11 protein-coding genes are annotated in these 19,178 nt (G+C 40.8%); 4 read left to right on the top strand and 7 right to left on the bottom strand.

Features of this window, described 5'->3' with window-relative positions; translation table 11 throughout:
- Positions 1-118: 118 nt before the first annotated feature.
- Positions 119-751 carry a dUTP diphosphatase gene (locus H4J65_RS17215; protein WP_182198923.1) on the bottom strand — a complete coding sequence of 211 codons (633 nt, stop codon included), beginning with the start codon at positions 749-751 and terminating at the stop codon, positions 119-121.
- Positions 752-917: 166 nt separating this feature from the next.
- Here H4J65_RS17215 and H4J65_RS17210 point away from each other — a divergent pair, with 166 nt between their 5' ends.
- Positions 918-1,247 (top strand): DUF2956 family protein, encoded by a 330-nt coding sequence (locus H4J65_RS17210; protein ID WP_182184385.1) that lies wholly within the window; start codon positions 918-920, stop codon positions 1,245-1,247.
- A gap of 63 nt (positions 1,248-1,310) precedes the next feature.
- Here H4J65_RS17210 and H4J65_RS17205 read toward each other — a convergent pair whose 3' ends face one another.
- From H4J65_RS17205 to H4J65_RS17195, 3 genes are all read right to left on the bottom strand, one after another.
- Positions 1,311-2,693: a hypothetical protein gene (locus H4J65_RS17205; protein ID WP_182198922.1), complete on the bottom strand. Its 1,383-nt coding sequence runs from the start codon at positions 2,691-2,693 to the stop codon at positions 1,311-1,313.
- A gap of 174 nt (positions 2,694-2,867) precedes the next feature.
- Positions 2,868-3,743, bottom strand: coding sequence for an outer membrane lipoprotein-sorting protein (locus tag H4J65_RS17200; RefSeq protein WP_182198921.1), 876 nt, complete (start codon positions 3,741-3,743; stop codon positions 2,868-2,870).
- A gap of 10 nt (positions 3,744-3,753) precedes the next feature.
- On the bottom strand, positions 3,754-6,357 hold the full coding sequence (locus H4J65_RS17195) for an RND family transporter (RefSeq protein WP_259367645.1): 2,604 nt from the start codon (positions 6,355-6,357) through the stop codon (positions 3,754-3,756).
- Between the two features lie 159 nt (positions 6,358-6,516).
- Between H4J65_RS17195 and H4J65_RS17190 the strand changes: the two genes are divergently transcribed.
- Positions 6,517-6,828: a metalloregulator ArsR/SmtB family transcription factor gene (locus H4J65_RS17190; protein ID WP_220460996.1), complete on the top strand. Its 312-nt coding sequence runs from the start codon at positions 6,517-6,519 to the stop codon at positions 6,826-6,828.
- 150 nt (positions 6,829-6,978) lie between these two features.
- On the opposite strand, the gene H4J65_RS17185 is transcribed toward H4J65_RS17190, so the two are convergent.
- Positions 6,979-7,998, bottom strand: coding sequence for a GlxA family transcriptional regulator (locus H4J65_RS17185; protein WP_182136706.1), 1,020 nt, complete (start codon positions 7,996-7,998; stop codon positions 6,979-6,981).
- 136 nt (positions 7,999-8,134) lie between these two features.
- On the opposite strand from H4J65_RS17185, the gene H4J65_RS17180 reads away from it, so the two are divergent.
- Positions 8,135-10,030 carry a beta-ketoacyl synthase gene (locus tag H4J65_RS17180; RefSeq protein WP_182198920.1) on the top strand — a complete coding sequence of 632 codons (1,896 nt, stop codon included), beginning with the start codon at positions 8,135-8,137 and terminating at the stop codon, positions 10,028-10,030.
- Positions 10,031-10,268: 238 nt separating this feature from the next.
- On the top strand, positions 10,269-12,491 hold the full coding sequence (locus tag H4J65_RS17175; protein WP_182198919.1) for a diguanylate cyclase: 2,223 nt from the start codon (positions 10,269-10,271) through the stop codon (positions 12,489-12,491).
- A gap of 528 nt (positions 12,492-13,019) precedes the next feature.
- On the opposite strand, the gene H4J65_RS17170 is transcribed toward H4J65_RS17175, so the two are convergent.
- Positions 13,020-14,468 carry an FAD-dependent oxidoreductase gene (locus H4J65_RS17170; protein ID WP_182198918.1) on the bottom strand — a complete coding sequence of 483 codons (1,449 nt, stop codon included), beginning with the start codon at positions 14,466-14,468 and terminating at the stop codon, positions 13,020-13,022.
- Between the two features lie 27 nt (positions 14,469-14,495).
- On the bottom strand, positions 14,496-18,956 hold the full coding sequence (gltB, locus tag H4J65_RS17165) for a glutamate synthase large subunit (RefSeq protein WP_182198917.1): 4,461 nt from the start codon (positions 18,954-18,956) through the stop codon (positions 14,496-14,498).
- Positions 18,957-19,178: the final 222 nt, after the last annotated feature.

The following is a 19,178-nucleotide window of genomic DNA, read 5'->3' as shown; positions in this document are numbered from 1 at the left end:
GCCAGAGATGGTGTTATCTGCTGAGTAGTGCATTAATAAAATTAACTACAGTTAAAGTGGCAAGCAACTCACTGATTTACAGTGTTTTATTTTAATTTCTTCACTTATGTTACTTGTACTACTTTGGGTACTTAGCTTCTAATGCGACATAAAGTTGTTGCTGGAAATCAACCGCGCTGGCGTCTAGGGTATTAACTAAAGTTGCTAACACTTCGTTATCTTCACCACCAGGCCAAATTTTAATATAGCTACCTTCTTTATAACCGTGATCTTGACGGAAGAAATTCAAGGTGTTTTTACCCACATATTGGCGAAACAGCTCGTTTAAATCCATCGACATTAAGCGCATGCAGTCCGCCAATGCTAAGGCATCAAAGGCTTTATCACTAAGGGCTTTCGATGCCAAGGCTTCTAAAGCAACTTTGAAATCTTGCTCGCCACTGTTTTGGCCTAATTCAGTGGCTAAGGTCTGGCTAATGTCTTCAATTGAGTCGCCAGTCATTAAGCGTAAACTTAAGCCAAAATGAAAAATATCAACCAGTTCTAATTGTACTTGTGCGATGTCAATTTCTTGGTGTTTCCACCACTTCCAACCATGGTGATCTAGCATTTCTGCACATTCAACCCAAATGGCACGATACCATTCATAATTGTTATCTCGCCAGGTTTCGCTAACCCGTGAATTCATCGCATCTTGCATTGATAACATTTGTGTAATTTGGTTTTTTGCGGTGCTAAGTGAATCGCTCATGCTTGTCTCTATATTATAGGTATTAATCAAATTAGTTGCCGATAGTTTACCGCAGCAACCATAAACTAATACGCTTTGTGGTTAAAGTATTGTGTTAATAATGGCATTATACAATCATTAGATAATGATTAAAAATAATTAAGGGAGTTTAACTTTGACAGCTCAAGTGACGACAAAAGTGTCCAACGAAGTACAAAATGAAGCGTTACGTGTTGCTAAAGGCACGCAAAAAAAAGCACAAACCAAAGAGCAAACAAAATTGATTGCTCAGGGTATTGAAAAAGGTATCAGTGAATATAAGAAGCAACAAAAAGTTAAGGGCCGCGAGCGCGACAAGCAACGTAAAAAAACAGTCGCAGCGAAAGCGAATGAATCAACAGAGACAATAGCTACCGAAAGCATTAAACCAGAAAGCTCAGCTAACAGCGCTAGAGCACTATCGGCTTTACCTTGGTTACTGTTATTGGTGAGCTGGGCTTACTTTCTTTTGCTGTAAACCAGTGATCAGCAGATGAGTATTTTAGTCATATCATCTGCTTACATTGACGGCTTTGCTAGGTTAATACTGATAACGCACGCGTAACCAAGCATTGCTATTATCTTGATGTTGGCCAAAAAAAGAATACTCATGTCGGCCAAAAAATACATTAGCGCCAGCACTGAATAACCATTGGTCATTATATTGATAATTAACGGCAGGTTTAACATAACCGTCTTTATCGCTAGGCGAATAAAAAGTAAAGAGTGAATAAAGCAGTGTTTGTCGTTGCGCGCGATAGCTTAAACGCAGGGTTAATAAGTGGCGATTTTCAGCCACTAATTGCTCAGGCACTAGGCTATTATCAACTAAAGCTTGATAATGCTTAGTGCGCTCTAGGTAATATTGCAGGCCGGCGGTGAAATTTTTCGCTAGCTCGCGTTCATAACCTATTAACAATCTGTGTTGGCCATTGGCGATCAGATCCTTATCTCCGTGCTGATCTTCAATGCTATTATACGTAGCGTATTCAAAGTTGACGATGCCGCCTTTAAACGGCGCTAAAGCACTAACGCCCCATGAATTTAGCCTTGGAAAATAAGCTTGGTTTTGGCTTTGGCTTGAAGAGGGATTCCCCCCTAGGTTTTCTACTAAGGTTTTACTGCCCACAGGTGTTGGCCAAAAGCCTTGATAACCATAAAGTGAAAACTCAACATCATTAATACGGGTTTTTAAGCGAGCAGACCATTGTGCTTTATGGGTTCTATCGACGGAAAAACCTTGTTCTGGCGCGACTATTTGCTGTGCTTGTGGCGAATAAAATGAGAAACGTTCGCCAGTAATATAGTTATCAGGGGTGAATTCTGGTGTCCATACTAAGCTGAAATTAACTTGGTTAAAAAACCAGTTACTTCTAACACTGTTCGATGGCGCTTTTAAGTATTCATCGGCTCGGCCAGAAAAAAATGATTGCCAATCTTTAGCAAATAAATCATTGAGAAACAGATAGTCGCCAGTGCCCCAAGTCAGTACTTGCCTACCCGCTTTTATATCAACAAAACTAAACGGGCTAGCGCTAATGCTCAGTTCTCGGGTGTGAAAAATGGTTTTGGCCAATACGGCATCATAGTAGCTGTCAAGTTTGCCACTGGCCTCGAAAAGTTCATGGCTATAATCGAGATTGACTCTAGCGCTAATCTCATTCAGTGACGCGCTATTTTCGACCATATTATTTTGTAAAAACTGCCCGTAGCCAGCCTCAACAAAACCGGTTAACTGCCATGGTGACGGAGGTGGCGCTTCGACCCAGGACTCTGCCCATTCATCACTAGAGTCAGTTGTCTGCTGCGCCTTGGTGATATTTTCATTATTAGCTATAGCGGAGGTAGTAGCTAAAATTAGCAGACAAGGTAGCAGCGTATGGCATAAAAACCTTTTGCTTAATAAACTATTATTAATGGTCATCACCTTTTTTAAATTAATCGTTTTGTCTTTAGCGCCTTATTATTTGTATCTAAGGAGACAATGAATAGCGGCCATTCACCTTTATGCCGTTAACTTTCCGGGCTAAAATCTGACTAACCATAATACCTGTGCGCATGGCATAGGCATGATGCTGTTAGGTAAATAGTTTAGCGATTATTCTAACCAAGCTTTAGGTGGCGTGCGCATGCTACGTTCACTAAAAATATTGTCAGGTAAGCCCAAGTTATATTTAACATGTCGAAATTGCATTTCGGTATAGCTATTATTGCTTAGGTTGGTAATACGTGATTTCATCACGGTGGCGATACCGTCAATGTCTTTGACTTGCAGTACCGTCATTTTGCGTGCTGCTTGATTGCTTTGGTCGAAATAGATAGTCTCAATCGGTAAAAAATTAGCTTTATCAATTTTCACTGTATAGCGACTAAATTCGACACTTTGTCGATCTTTTGCTACCGCGTTAATCAGGTAGCTGTCTTTATCTTCGCTGACTAAGGTAAAGTTATCTTCTTTAGGATTGCGGCCAGAAACATCTTCATAATAAAAATGTGAACCAACAAAAGATGTGCGTTTATCGCCAGCAGAAATACGCTTAACGAGATCGAGTGCCGGTAAAAATAACCAGCGATTGTCATCAGATTCAAGTTGTTTTTCCACGCGAAATACTGTGTCTTTGACATTGCTTGGCTGGGAAAAAAACACCAACATATTTTGATCACCCAGATCTTTTTCATCTTTGCGTAAAATGGTGAATTGGCGCATTTGGCGGTTACCGTTTTCATCAACAATAATCATCCGTGCTTCAGCGCTGCCATCGTCACCGGCATAATATGAAGCAAGGTTGGCTTGATCGATAATATCGCGCACTGGTTTTGTTGTGACCTTTGTCGTAGCACTTTCATTGGCTAGCGTCTTAGGTTCTGCGGCCTGTAAGGTAAAGTTAGTTGCTAAAAGTAAGCTAAACGACAAGGCAACTTGGCCACTAACTTTTGCTGCTTTTATTAGATGATTACTTAGGTTAATGCTCATCAGGGTGTCCTTATGATTGTGCTAAATTTTTTGTAGTTGTAGTCTTAGCCTTATTACGCCGAGCTAATAGTGTCAGTATCGCGGGTAGTAATACTAAGGTGACTAAGGCGGATAAAATCATGATGCTGGCTAAGAAAAAGCCCACCGTGATATAGGGCATCAGTGGCGATAATAATAGTGGCGTAAAACCAATAGCAATAACAATGGCATTGCGGGCGATAGCGCGGCTAGGTTCTTGAAACATAGCTTGTAATGCTAAACTTAGGCTTTGCTTTTCAATTTCAAGTTCGCGCACACGCTGAAGAAAATGAATGGCGAAATCAATAGACAAGCCCAGTGTTAATGCTGAAAGCACCGCGATAGGCATATCATAAGCTTTGCCAAACCAGCCCACTAATCCGTAAATCATGGTGATGGTAAAGGTTAGGGGCAGCATGGCTAATATGCCATATTTTATCGATCTAAAGAGTAGCACCATAATAAAAAATACCACAACAAATGACGACAGCAGGCTATCAATCATGCCGCTGACCATAGCGTCTTGCCAAACAACATTGAGGTATGACTTACCGGCCCATTGATGCTGAACGTCGATAGGCGGTGGATTTTTAACTATGTAGTCGTCTAACCAACTCACCACGTTAGCCATATGCTGATTGTCGCCACTGCTCATTTGTAGCCATAAAAGTGTCCGTTGATAATCTTGGCTAACAAAGTGTGATAAATCTTGTGGGCGATGAGACGATTGAAATTGCAATAAGGTTTGTGCGACACCATTACTGCTACTAGGAATAGCAAAGTCTTTATCGTCACCTGAGTTTAATTCACGGTTAACGGTACTAATGATATCGGTCAAACTATTAACCTTGCCAACATCACCTGCATTGACAATAGCGCTTTGTAATGTGGCGAGCCAATTAAGCATCTCAGGGTCGGTAAATATTTTTTGGGCATTGTTCGCTTGCGCGCTGATCTTATAAAGTTGTTCAAGCCAAGGTTGTTCTAGCGCGCTTGCGCTAAAGCGAAAGTCATCAAGCTGTATTAACAAATCTTGTGTGAAAAAGCTGACTTTCTCACGGGTATTATGCTTTACCCACTGCTTATAACGCTCTGTAATAGTGCTTTTTGCTTCGCTCTCATTGGCACCGTCAAGTATTTCCCTAAAGCTATTAAGGGCGGTTTGTGGTGGTGGCTGGTTATTACTAAACACTATCCATGCATCATAGGTTCCGGCAAAGTGTTGATTAAGGACTTTATCAGCGATACGAATTTCATGATCCGCTTTAAACCAATTCACTGGATTGTCATTAATGATAATGCGGTTCACACCAACTAGGCTTACCGCAAATAAAGCGATAAAAGCGATCAAAATAAGTTTGCCACGTTTAACTGAAAAAGCGCCTAATTTCTCTAGGCTGGTGGCTAATCTACCTTTTTGTTCCATCAGTGCGATAGCGCGCTGTAATTTGGCTAAGGTTTCAGGCTTCATGCGGGCGATATAGGCAGGGATATAAGTAATGGTTAAAACAAAGGCTAATAAAATGCCAGTACCGATAAAGGCGCCAAAAACTTTTACCGGTGGAATAGGGGTTAACATCAAGGAATAAAAGCCGACGGCAGAGGTAATTGAGGTAAATAGCATGGGTTTATATAAATGGCCCATCACTTTTTTAATGGTTTTTGACCCGTCATCACCAGCTTTAAAACGATCGGCAAATTCTGATAAAATGTGCACAGAATCAACCACGGCTATTGGCATCAAAAATATCGCGATCATCGAAGACATAATATGAACGGTAAAACCTAAGCCAATTAAGCTGCCCATGATAATTAATACTGTTGCCATAGCCACCACCATAGGGGCAATGATCAAGGCAAAATTGCGAAAGAAAAACCACAGTAATAAAAATATCGCTAAACCGGCTAATGGCGCCGCGACACCCATCTGAACAAACATTTCGTAGCCAAATTGGTCTTCAGCCACAGGTAAACCTGTGATGTGAATGGCTAAATTATCTTGCTCAATAGTGCTGATATTGGCGGCTAAGTGACGAATTTGTTCAGCAATAATGTAGCTTTGATCTTTGGCGATAATGGGCACATAAATGGCGACCGCTTTGTTGTCGCCAGAGACTAAGGTGTTGTTCAGCATGGGTAAACGTTTCACTGCTTGCTGAATGTCTTGGCTTGCTTTAAGTGTAGTTGGCGCTTGTTTCATCAGGTATTCAAATAAAATACCTTGGTTAACACCTTGCTCATTAGTTAACTGGCGAATATTGTCGACCACATTGAGCGATAGTAGGTCTTGTTTAATTACGCCATCAAGTTGCAGAATTTGGTTAGTTAATTGCTCAACAACGCTTAAGATTTCAGGCGTAAAGACAGTATTTTTACTGACTAAACCAACGACAATCATATCGCGCATCAGAAAGTCAGTTTTTATTTGATTGTGAAATACCCGCGCCGGTGCATCTTGGCTGAGCATATTTTCAGGATCGGTATCAATAGCTATTTGGGGTAGCATAGCCACACTCAATAGTGTGATCAGCAATAGTAAGCTATAGATAACTTTTGGCTTTGCAATGGCAAAGTTTAATACGCGTTGGTAGTTCAAAATGCTTCCTCGTCTACGTTATAACATTCATTATAACGTTAAGGTATATTAGAAAAATGTAATGTACTTTTATATTAGCAGTATCTAATGTAATATCCAACTATAAATAACTTTACGCGATAAAATGATTTTTTTGCGATAATGAATAGCGAGTAATAAATGGCCGAGTTAGCCGCAATTGATATAAAAGAAATGCGTAATAATGCTTCGCAAGCTGCGGACTTATTGAAAGCAATGAGTAATGAACATCGGCTGTTGATTTTATGTCACTTGGGCGAAAAAGAAATGTCGGTGAATGAATTGAATAATTTTGTTGATTTGAGCCAATCAAGCTTATCGCAACATTTAGCTAGATTACGTCAAGATAATTTAGTTAAAACGCGACGCGAATCACAAACCATATTTTACAGTATCGCCAACCTTTCAGTGGTGAAACTAATTAACTTGTTACATAGTGAATTTTGCGCATAAATTTTAATAAGCTCAGTATTTAAGCTCAGTATTTAAGCCCAGTACTAAAAATCACACGCGAAAGCTTAAGCACTAAAACTTAAGCTCTAGAGCTCAAGCACTAAAAATCAGGCACTAAGATAGGACAATAAAAAATGTCCTATCTTAGTGCTAGTCGTTACTAAATAATTTTCTTCTCACCATCGCCCGGTAAGCTTTTGGCGTTATATTTAGCCTTTGCTTAAACAGGCGAGTAAAGTTTGCTTGGTCTTGATAACCGACTTGAAAAGCCACTTCTTGAATGGATAAATTACTCGCGGCTAATAATTCCTTCGCGCTTTGTATTTTTAATTGTTGCCAATATTGTGTCGCATTAATGCCGGTGGCGTATTTAAATCGGCGAGTAAATGAACGCTGACTGATGCCGAACTGCTGCGCGATGTCATTTAAGCTTAACTCAGTATTTAAGTTGGTTTTTAACCAAAATTGAATTTGGCTGATTAATTCATCAGGGTGGCGATCTACCGCACCTTCTAAATAACGCTGTTCTTCGTAAGGCTTTCTAATTTCATGGGAAAAATTTCGCTCTACTTGTTGTGCGGCATTTTGGCCGTAAATCTGAAAAATAATATGCACAACAATATCAGCTAAGGCATTGACACTGGCCGCACAATAAGTGCGTTCCGATTGGGTGATAAAAAAATCTGGCTTCAAATCTACTTTTGGATAATCACGTTTAAATTGCTCAACATAGTGCCAATGGGTGGTTGCTGGGTGATAATCTAAAATACCGGCCTCAGCCATTAAGCAAACACCGGTACCACCGCCAATTAAGGTTGAGCCTTTGCCCCAAATCTCAGTTAACCACTGCAACATTTTTGGTTGTTGAGCAATGGTCGGTCTGGGGTTGCGCCACAAACTAGGAATAAAGGCAAAATCAGGCCGTTGAGCATGGTCAATGTCAATATCAGGCAGTAGTTTAATTAAAGCGCGAGTTGATATCGGTTTAATGCTTTCAGCAACCATTTGAATAGACAAACGCGGTGCATGGCGGTTTGCTTGCAAAGCCACCGCTTCTCCCGCACGTAACATTTCAACCGGCAGGCTGACACTGGTTGCTAGCATTTGATCATAAAGCAACAAGGCAATCTTGATGGTATTGTCTTTACGGCGTTTAAATTTTGTCTTCATTAACCTCATCACTCTTTATTCTACTTGTTTGGCTATTTTGACATATTTTATGGCTATAAATGAATGTTATTTATTTTCGCTAACTCTTACACTGATCAACATAAATATTAATATTTGAATTTAAAGAGATTTTTTCATGACTGCGTTACCTATTATAGTTGGCATGGGCGGTATTAATGCCGCAGGTAGAACATCGTTTCATCAGGGCTTTCGCCGCATTGTTATTGATAAATTAAATGCTGAAGCTCGCCAAGAAACTTTTGTTGGTTTAGCAACATTAATGAATTTACTGACCAGTCAAGACGGACACTTGCTTGATGCCGAAGGTAAGGTAGTTGATAAATCTGAGGTTGAAAAACGTTTTGGTGAAGAAATTTTAGCGGGTACATTAATTCGCAAAATTGAAAATGAACATTTTGACCCTGATGCGACGCCATGGCAGCAAAAATTGACGATGGACACTGGCGAAAAGGGGATTAGCTTCGAAACCCGTGCCCGTGATTTACCTAAACCATTACCGCGCACATGGCAAATTACTGAACTAGCAGATAAACGTGTTCGTGTTGATATTGCCGGTGAAATTGAAGTCAAACATGACTCAACTCGTGATAACCCCATTAAAGCCGCGGGCCAATTTCCAACAGGTTTTAAACCCGCCAGTTTATATAACAGCCGTTATCAGCCACGTGGTTTACAAGCGACTATTTTTGGCGCCGCCGATGCTATTCATTCTACGGGTTATAGTTGGAGTGAAATTGTTGATAAAATTTGCCCAGATGAAATTGGTACCTATTCAGCATCGGTATTTGGTCAAACTCAAGCTGAAGGCTTGGGTGGCATGATGCAAAATCGCCAAAAAGGTGAGCGTGTTTCAACAAAAAATTTAGCCCTTGGTTTAAACACCATGTCGACTGACTTTATCAACGCTTATGTTACTGGCAGTGTCGGAACAACCTTTACCTCTACCGGCGCATGTGCCACTTTTTTATATAACTTAAAAGCGGCAGTACAAGATATTCAAGCAGGGCGTATTCGCTTGGCCATTGTGGGTAGTAATGACTGTGCTATTACGCCTGAAGTTGTTGAAGGTTTTGGCAACATGAGTGCACTGGCCAATGAAGAAGGCTTGAAAAAAATTGATGGTAATGGCGTTGCCGACCATCGTCGCACTAGCCGCCCGTTTGGTGATAACTGTGGTTTTACCATTGGTGAGGCCGCGCAGTTTATTGTTTTAGTGGATGATGCCTTAGCGCTAGAGCTTGGTATGCATGTTTTGGGTTCAGTGGCGGATGTTTTTACTAACGCCGACGGTATTAAAAAGTCAATTACAGCACCAGGACCCGGTAATTATATCACTATGGCAAAGTCAGTTTCCTTGGCTAAGTCGATCATTGGCGCAGAGTCAGTTCAACAACGTAGCTTTATTTTAGCGCATGGCTCGAGTACCCCGCAAAACCGTGTTACTGAATCGTTAATTTATGATCGTATTGCCAAAAGTTTTGATATTAATAATTGGCCGATAGCAGCACCTAAAGCCTTTGTTGGCCATACTATTGGCCCAGCCAGTGGCGATCAGGTAGCTATGGCACTAGGTATATTTGCTCACAATATTATGCCGGGTATTACCACCATTGATAAAGTGGCCGATGATGTCTATAAGGAGCGTTTAAATATTGCTACTGAGCATTGGCATTGTCAAGATATGGACGTCGCCTTTATTAACTCGAAAGGTTTTGGTGGCAACAACGCCACAGCGACTTTGTTTTCTCCAACGGTAACCTTGGCGATGATGGAAAAACGCCACGGCGCTGCTGCGATGCAAACTTACCGTGATAAAGCCACTGTGGTAGAACAAGCAAGAGTTAAATATCAAGCGCAAGCCGATAGTGGCGATTTTCAAATTATTTACCGTTTTGGCGATGGTACGTTAATGGATGATGATCTTACTATTACGGATGAAGATATTAGTGTTAGCGGTTTTACTAATAAAATAGTGTTACCCGCAAAGAACCCGTTTGCCGATATGGTTTAATCTTCATAAAAATCTAGAAACTTTGCCAAAAGCCCTGCAATGATATTGACAGGGCTTTTGTATTTAATGCACTATCAATAATTGTTATATTTATATGAAGTGGCTAATATTCTATGGTTGATAAAAATATTTTGCTTTGAGGAGATATTTTTAGTAACTTTTAATCACTTTCGCAGCTTTCGTCACTATAGAGTTCACATCATAGTAATTTAATCACCATTAGAATGGTACATTATATATGGCTATAGCGCCTATTGAAATTGCTCTAAAGCTTGACAATGACCATGACATTGTTGAACCTAAACCTAGTCAAATCGGCCCGATCTTATTCGCCTTAGTTTTAGGTTTAACTGGCGCTTTACTCAATAGTTACCCAATAGAGCTCGCCTATAGTATTTTTTTAGTGCTTGGTAACCTTGCATTTATTATTGCCGCCGCCTATCTTCGCCCCGCATTGACCCTATTATGTGCTTTGATTTGTGTCGCGCCGTTGTTAATTATTTGGGGTCATCCCTTTGGTTTTTTAACTTTTGGCTGCGAAGCGCTTTTTGTCTCTTATTTGCGTAGTCGTGGTTGGTATTTACCAACAGCAGATTTTTTGTATTGGTTGGTTATTGGTATGCCACTGACCGCATTGTTAATTGAATTCACTACGACTAATGCGCCAGAATATTTAATATTTTCTTTGTTTAAACAAAGTATCAACGGAATTTTTTATACTGCTTTAGCTGTTATCTTGATTTTTGTATTCGGTGATAAACTGAGAGGTTGGATAAAGTCACAACAACCACCGCTAGTGAAAAATCTCAAACAATACTTGCAGTATATTTTATGGGTCATGTCGGCTTTTTTTGTGGTCGGCGTTTGTTTATTTTTAAGTCGAAGTTTAACCAATATTCAAGATCAACAATTTCAAGATAAGCTTGATATTAGCAGTCAGTACGTGGTGCGTATTATTGAAAGTTATGTTGATGATCATAAGAAAGCAATAGCCCAAGTAGCGAATAGCTTATCGGTTATTGAGCCCAATAATTATGATGATGCCTTGACTAAAGTACATGAAATTTATCCTGGTTTTTTGACCATGCTGATTGCTAATCAGGATGGCAACTTAGTGACTTCTTCACCGCGTGCTTTAATGGAAAACCTGCCCCAAAGTGGCTTTAGTGTTGCTGACCGCTCGTATTTTTCCCAAGCCTTTTTTCAGCAATCGCTTTATGTTTCTTCGGTTTTTTTGGGTCGAGGTTTTGGTGCCGACCCTATTATTGCTATTAGTGCGCCAATTTATGCTAACGATAATACTAACAAGAAAAATAAACCTGTTGGTATTGTTGAAGGTTCGCTAAATCTTAATTTGTTTAAGCAGGTTAATCGTTATGCTGCCAATGATCGAGAAATTGATCTGGTATTAACGGATGAAAATGACAATGTTATTTATGCTGATGCGGATTTAGCGCTGGCGACATTGTCGAAATTTAATTTTTCTTTGGATCAAGCGAATGCCAAACATCAACTACTGACGATTGACACTTATGGTGCCAATAAACAGCGTTATTTGCACCGTCAATCGGTACTTAATAATGGCTGGAAAATATTTATTTTAATTGAGCATAGGCAAATTTTAGCTTTAGTAGAGCAACAATATTTGACTATTTTTATCTCGTTATTCGTTATTTTTATTTTGGTGATTGTCTTAGCAAACCAATTTGCTCGCGCTTTGAGTAGACCATTAGCCTTTGCTTTAAAAGAGCTTGCCCACGGTGGAGGTAAAAGCGGTTATAAAACTATGCCTTATGTGGCGCCTACTGATTTTTTAATCTTGTATGAGGAATTACAGCAGTCGAAAGAGCGTTTACTTAAGCAGCAATTTATTTTAGAAGATATAGTAGAAAAACGTACCCAAGCATTAAATGAAGCGAATACGGCCCTAAAAAAATTAGCCAATAAAGATAGTTTAACCGGTTTATATAATCGTCGTTATCTGAACAATAAATTTAGTGAGTTACAAGCGATATTGGCGCGAAATAATGCCACTATGTTAGTGGCTATGCTAGATCTTGATCACTTTAAAAACCTTAACGATGAATATGGTCATTTAATGGGTGATCGCTGTTTAAAATATATTGCTGAAGTCATGAGTAATAAGTTTCCTCGCCGCAGTGATATTGTGGCACGCTTTGGCGGTGAAGAATTTATTATTGTTGCGCAACATGATGAGCAAGGCATTATGCTAGACAAGCTTGAAGAATTACGTCAAGAAATAGCCCAGCATCAATTTGAACATGACACTGGGGAGTTGATAAGTGTCACTATATCTATTGGCGTGGTGACGGCTAATGCGACATATTCTGAAAAAATTACTGATTGGATCACGCTTGCTGATGAACAACTCTATCAAGCAAAAGACAATGGTCGTAATCAATTATCGATAAATCAGTTAGTTCATATTAGTCATAACTAAGCTTAGTTATGACTAATATGAACATAAATTATGTCAATAACAATAATACCAATCTCACTAATTATCTGATCATTTTTACTGGTTAAAATAGCCCACTACTGCGTTATTTATTTAATAATTAGAACAACTAGTTATTAAAATAAATGCCTTATATTTGGCCATTTTTCCTGCGTATAAAGTAGACCACCTAATTAATAAAATTGGTATAATGAGACTTTTTCTGCGCAATAAATACGGCAGAATAAAAAGCTCGTTGTGTAGTCTGAGTCTGCTGGGTTTGATAACAAAAAAACGCTCGTCATTTGAGCGTAATTATAGCGTTCAAATTTTTATTAAAAGATAAGTCGTAAGCTTGACGTTATGGTTATTATGCGTCGAGGTGCTTGCTGATAAATTTCACTTTAAAATACCGCCAGGCGATATTTTAAAGTGATTTATGTCAAACAAATTCAGCTTAGTTACGTCAGCAACATATTAGTCTGATTCTTGTTAGCCCGCTTGTTATTAGGCTAATTGTTTTAAGCAATACTATGCTTCTTTTTCTTGGGCGGTTAACACAAAATCTAGTACGCCCATGGCGGCTTTTCGACCTTGATCGATAGCGGTGACGACAAGATCTGAGCCTAGCACCATATCACCACCAGCAAAAATATTTTCCTTAGTGGTTTGCAATGCAAAACTGCTATTATCGGTTGCAATTACTCGTCCTTTTGCATCAACTTCAACACCCGCATCTTTCATCCATTGTGGTGGGCTTGGCATAAAACCAAAAGCAATAACCACGGCATCAGCAGGCATGATGAATTCAGAGTCGGCAATAGCTTCAGGGTTTCTTCGCCCCTTAACATCTGGCGCACCAAGTTGTGTTTTGATAAATTTAACGCCGCAAGCATTACCGTTATCATCAGTTGCAATATCAATTGGTTGAATATTAAACTGAAAATCTACGCCTTCTTCTTTGGCATTTTTTACTTCACGTGGTGAGCCTGGCATATTAGCTTCGTCTCGACGATAGGCACAAGTTACCTCGCTTGCGCCTTGGCGAATTGAACTACGGACACAATCCATTGCGGTATCACCACCGCCAAGCACAAGCACTTTTTTAGCTGAAAAGTTCACATAAGGTTTGGCGTTAACGTTGCCATCCTCTTGAGAAAGTTTCATTAATTTTTGTGTGTTCGCGGTTAAAAAATCTAGTGCCTTGTAGACACCTGGCGCCGTTTCATGTTCAAAACCACCTGTCATGTCAGTGTAGGTACCAAGGGCTAAAAACACCGCGTCAAATTCATCACTGATATCATTAAAGCTGATATCGACACCAACATTGATATTTAAACGAAACTCAATACCCATACCTTCAAGAATTTCTCGGCGGGTTTGAATAACTTCTTTTTCTAATTTAAAGGCCGGAATACCAAAAGTGAGTAAGCCACCAATTTGCTGATGTTTGTCAAAAACAACCGCTTGAACACCGTTTCTAGTTAAGACATCAGCACAAGCTATGCCAGCAGGACCAGCGCCAATAATGGCCACACGCTTACCAGTTGCAACGACTTGAGATAAATCAGGTTTCCAACCTTGAGCTATAGCGGTATCGGTAATGTATTTTTCAATATTACCAATAGTCACGGCGCCAAATTCATCATTGAGCGTACAGGCTGACTCACAAAGTCTGTCTTGTGGGCAAACACGACCACACATTTCAGGCAAACTGTTGGTTTCATGACAAAGGTCTGCAGCCTCCATAATTTTGCCATCGGTCACTAGCTCTAACCATTGCGGGATATAATTGTGCACAGGACACTTCCATTCACAATAAGGGTTACCGCAATCTAAGCAGCGATCCGCTTGGCCGGCACTTTGCTCGTTACTCATGGGTTGATAAATTTCTACAAAATTTATTTTACGCTCTGCTATCGCTTTTTTAGGCGGTTCGATGCGTTTAACATCGATAAATTGATAAATATTTTTACTCATGAAATAGCTGCTCCACGCGTGTACTCATTATTGTGCTTGAACACGAAGTTCTGCAGATGAACGGCTACGATGTCCCAATAGGGTTTTTACATCAACGGCCTTTGGCTTAACCAGCTTAAATAGCGGTGCGTAAGTGGCAAAATGAGTTAAAATTTCTTCTGCTCTTAAACTGCCAGTTTCATCTAAGTGTTGGTTGATAATGCCACGTAGATGTTCTTGGTGAATATTAAGCTCATCTATCGCTAACATTTCAATTGATTCATTATTCAGGCGTATGGCTAGGTCGTCTTGCTCATCTAAAACATAAGCGAAGCCGCCAGTCATACCGGCACCAAAATTAACGCCCACTTGACCTAAAACCGTCACTATGCCGCCGGTCATATATTCACAGCCATGATCACCGGTACCTTCAATAACGGCATGACAGCCGGAATTTCGCACCGCAAAGCGCTCACCTGCACGGCCACAACCATATAGCTTACCGCCGGTTGCTCCGTATAAACAGGTATTGCCCATAATCATAGTTTTATGACTTAAATATTCTACGCCTTTGGGCGGTTTGATGGTTAATTTGCCGCCGGCCATACCTTTACCAACATAGTCGTTGGCATCACCTGTTAGAGTCATTTCTAAGCCGCCAGCATTCCAGACACCAAAGCTTTGACCGGCAGTGCCATTGAAAAATATTTTAATCGGGTCAGCTGCCATACCTTGGTCACCATGTTTAGAGGCAATTTCACCCGATAATGAAGCACCGACAGAACGATCGGTGTTTTGAATCGTTAAACGATATTCGCCGCCACTACTGTGGGCAATCGCATGTGAGGCAAGCGCGAGTAAACGCTGATTTAACACGCCTTTGTCAAAGGGTTCATTGCTAGCCGTTTGATATAAGGTGGTATCATCACCGGCGACAACCGGCGCAATAATGGGACTTAAATCTAGTTTTTGTTGCTTGGCGGTAATACCGGCCAAGGGGACGAATAAATCTGTACGACCAATAATAGCGGTTAAGCTTTCAACGCCTAAACTGGCTAAAATTTCACGCACATCTTGCGCAATAAATTTAAAATAATTCATCACTTGCTCAGGTAAACCCTTAAAGAATTGTTCACGTAGCACTTCATCTTGTGTTGCTACACCTGTGGCACAATTATTTAAATGACAAATACGCAGAAATTTACAGCCTAAAGTCACCATAGGCGCGGTGCCAAAACCGAAGCTTTCGGCACCTAAAATAGCGGCTTTAACAATATCCAAGCCAGTTTTTAGACCCCCATCAACTTGTAAACGCACTTTGTGGCGTAAACCGTTTGTGACCAGTGATTGGTGCGCTTCAGCTAAGCCAAGCTCCCACGGGCAACCGGCATATTTAACCGAGGTTAATGGGCTGGCACCTGTGCCACCGTCATTACCAGAAATAGTAATAAAGTCAGCAAAGGCTTTGGCAACGCCTGAGGCGATAGTGCCAACACCTGGACCTGAAACCAGTTTTACGGAAATAATCGCTTTAGGATTGACTTGCTTTAAGTCGAAAATCAGTTGTGCGAGATCTTCAATCGAATAAATATCGTGATGTGGCGGCGGTGATATTAAGGTTACTCCAGGCACTGAAAAACGCAATTTTGCAATTAACGGCGTGACTTTATCACCGGGCAATTGACCACCTTCACCTGGTTTTGCACCTTGTGCCACTTTGATTTGCAGCACATCAGCATTCACCAGATAATACGGTGTAACGCCAAAGCGCCCAGAGGCAATTTGCTTAATACGCGAGTTTTTGACTGTGCCGTAGCGACGTTCGTCTTCACCGCCTTCACCAGAATTTGAGAAACCACCTAGGCGATTCATCGCAATCGCTAGCGCTTCATGTGCTTCAGGACTTAAGGCACCAATTGACATAGCGGCACTATCAAAGCGTTTAAACAGTTCAGACTCTGCTTCAACTTCGGAGATATCAATGGCGGTTTGATCGTCTTTTAGGGCTAATAAATCACGCAATGCTGCGGGTGGACGTTGGTTAACGTGGTCAGCAAATATTCTGTAATCACTATAGTTGCCGCTGCGTACCGCCGCTTGTAGCGTGCTCACTACATCAGGGTTATAGGCATGGTATTCACCGCCGTGGACATATTTTAGTAAACCGCCATGACTCATTTTTTGATGTGGCATAAAGGCTTTGCGAGCTAGGTTTATATTGTCTTGTTCAATGTCGGTAAAGTCAGCGCCCTGAATACGGCTAGGTAAATCAGGGAAACAAAGTGCCATAATCTTACTATTAAGACCAATAACTTCAAATAGTCCGGCACAACGGTAGCTGGCAATGGTAGAAATACCCATTTTTGATAATATCTTTAATAGGCCTTTATTAATGCCTTCACGGTAATTTACGATGGCTTCGCGGGCCGTGAGGTTAAGTTGCTTTTGTTCAACCAGTTGTTCAATAGTTTCATAAGCTAAGAAAGGGTAAATCGCCGTTGCCCCTAAGCCAAGCAGCACGGCAAATTGATGTGAGTCACGCACTGAAGCGGTTTCGACAATAATGTTGGAATCACAACGTAATTGCTTATCAACTAAACGTTTTTGCACGGCACCCACCGCCATTGCGGCAGGAATGGGCAACATACCTTTATGTATATGGCGATCTGATAACACTAAGATTACGGTGTTTTTATCTCTGACTAATGTTTCAGCTTCATCACACAAGCGAATGATAGCGGCTTCTAAACCCTCGGCTTGATCATAGTTTAAGGTTAAGGTATCTGAGCGGTAATGTTCAGGGTCTAGCTCGCGTAATTGTTTTAAGCCGGTATACATTAATACCGGTGTCGCAAATAGAATACGGTCGGCATGGCCAGTAGTTTCATTAAAAACATTATGCTCACGGCCAATACAAGTGCCTAACGACATAACATAGCGTTCACGCAAGGGGTCAATAGGTGGATTAGTGACCTGAGCAAATTGTTGGCGGAAATAATCATAAAGCGAGCGCGACTGACTCGATAATACTGCCATTGGGGTGTCATCGCCCATCGAGCCGGTAGCTTCTTGACCGTTATCAGCTAACGCTTTGACGACCTGATGTATTTCTTCGTAGCTGTAGTTGAACATTTTATGATATTGAGCGATTTCTTGATCACTAAATATCCGTTGACCAATCAAGTTCGCGGCTAATGTATCAAAAGGGACTAAGCGACGAATGTTATTGTCTAACCATTGACGATAGGGATGGCGAACTTTTAGCTCATTGTCGATTGCATTAGAGTTGAAAATTTTCCCTGTATAGGTATCAATGGCTAACATTTCACCTGGGCCTACGCGGCCTTTTTCAACCACTTCATCTTCGCCGTAATCCCAAATACCGACTTCAGAAGCTAAGGTAATAAAACCATCACGAGTAATAACATATCGTGCAGGACGTAAACCATTACGGTCTAAATTACAGGCTACATGCCGGCCATTGGTGACCACAACACCTGCGGGTCCGTCCCAAGGCTCCATATGCATAGAGTTAAATTCATAAAAAGCTTTTAAATCATCGTCCATTAACGGGTTGCTTTGCCAAGCAGGTGGCATTAATAATCGCATACCGCGGTAAAGATCCATGCCGCCCGCCATAAATAACTCAAGCATGTTGTCTAATGATGAAGAGTCAGAGCCGCTTTCATTAACAAAGGGCGCTGCATCTTGTAAGTCGGGTAATAAGGGCGATCTAAAACCGTGGGTGCGCGCGCGACTCCATTGACGGTTACCTTTAATAGTATTAATTTCACCGTTGTGTGCTAAATAACGAAAAGGTTGTGCCAAGTGCCACTCGGGGGAAGTATTAGTAGAGAAGCGCTGATGAAATAGGCAAATAGCAGTTTGCATACGAATATCGGCGAGATCCAAATAAAAATTGGGCAAATCTACCGGCATCATTAAGCCTTTGTAAATGGTGACTAAGCACGACAAACTGGCGACATAGAAACGTTCATCACTGATGCGTTTTTCTGCCCGTCGTCGTGCCATATATAACCGGCGTTCAAGATCTCGGTTTCGCCAGCCTGATGGCGCATCAACAAAAACTTGTTCTATAGCCGGTAAATTACCTTTGGCAATTTCACCTAAGGTGCTGGTATCGGTGGGGACGATTCTCCAGCCAACTAAGGTAAGGGTTTCGCGTGCTAATTCTTCTTCTAGAATTTTTTTACTCGCGCTGGCTTTAATAGGATCTGGATTAAGAAAAATCATGCCTACTGCGTACTTTCGGCCTAATGGCCAGTTATTTTCTTCGGCAACTGCGCGGAAAAAACTGTCAGGCTTTTGCATTAATAAACCGCAACCGTCACCGGTTTTACCATCGGCAGCGATACCGCCACGATGTTGCATTCGGTCTAAGGCTTGAATGGCAGTCTTTACGAGCTTATGACTTGTTTCGCCATGCTGATGGGCAATAAGCCCAAAGCCACAATTGTCTTTTTGATATGAATGGTCGTAAAGTTGCATTATTTTCTCCTAAATAAAGACCTCGGCAATTCGGTTGGGTGAGAATAGAATAAAATTATACTTTAAGTGCATAAATAATCCCGAATTCGTCGCGAAGGACTTGTCACATTAAACATTTAAAATTAAAACGTCAATCTGAATAGAGTAAATGCTCGTTATTATTTTACATCCTTATTTTCAGATAAAAGCAGGTAGCCTGATATTTAGGTTTTTTTCATCATA

The organism is Colwellia sp. MB02u-9 (assembly GCF_014077085.1).
GTDB lineage: Bacteria > Pseudomonadota > Gammaproteobacteria > Enterobacterales > Alteromonadaceae > Cognaticolwellia.
This window is presented reverse-complemented; position numbering and strand designations above follow the sequence as displayed.

Coding starts and splice junctions, on each gene's coding strand:
- H4J65_RS17190 (WP_220460996.1), top strand. CDS start 6,517: ATGGCCGAGTTAGCCGCAATTGATATAAAAGAAATGCGTAATAATGCT.
- H4J65_RS17180 (WP_182198920.1), top strand. CDS start 8,135: ATGACTGCGTTACCTATTATAGTTGGCATGGGCGGTATTAATGCCGCA.
- H4J65_RS17175 (WP_182198919.1), top strand. CDS start 10,269: ATGGCTATAGCGCCTATTGAAATTGCTCTAAAGCTTGACAATGACCAT.
- H4J65_RS17200 (WP_182198921.1), bottom strand. CDS start 3,743: ATGAGCATTAACCTAAGTAATCATCTAATAAAAGCAGCAAAAGTTAGT.
- H4J65_RS17205 (WP_182198922.1), bottom strand. CDS start 2,693: ATGACCATTAATAATAGTTTATTAAGCAAAAGGTTTTTATGCCATACG.
- H4J65_RS17215 (WP_182198923.1), bottom strand. CDS start 751: ATGAGCGATTCACTTAGCACCGCAAAAAACCAAATTACACAAATGTTA.
- H4J65_RS17185 (WP_182136706.1), bottom strand. CDS start 7,998: ATGAAGACAAAATTTAAACGCCGTAAAGACAATACCATCAAGATTGCC.
- H4J65_RS17170 (WP_182198918.1), bottom strand. CDS start 14,468: ATGAGTAAAAATATTTATCAATTTATCGATGTTAAACGCATCGAACCG.
- gltB (WP_182198917.1), bottom strand. CDS start 18,956: ATGCAACTTTACGACCATTCATATCAAAAAGACAATTGTGGCTTTGGG.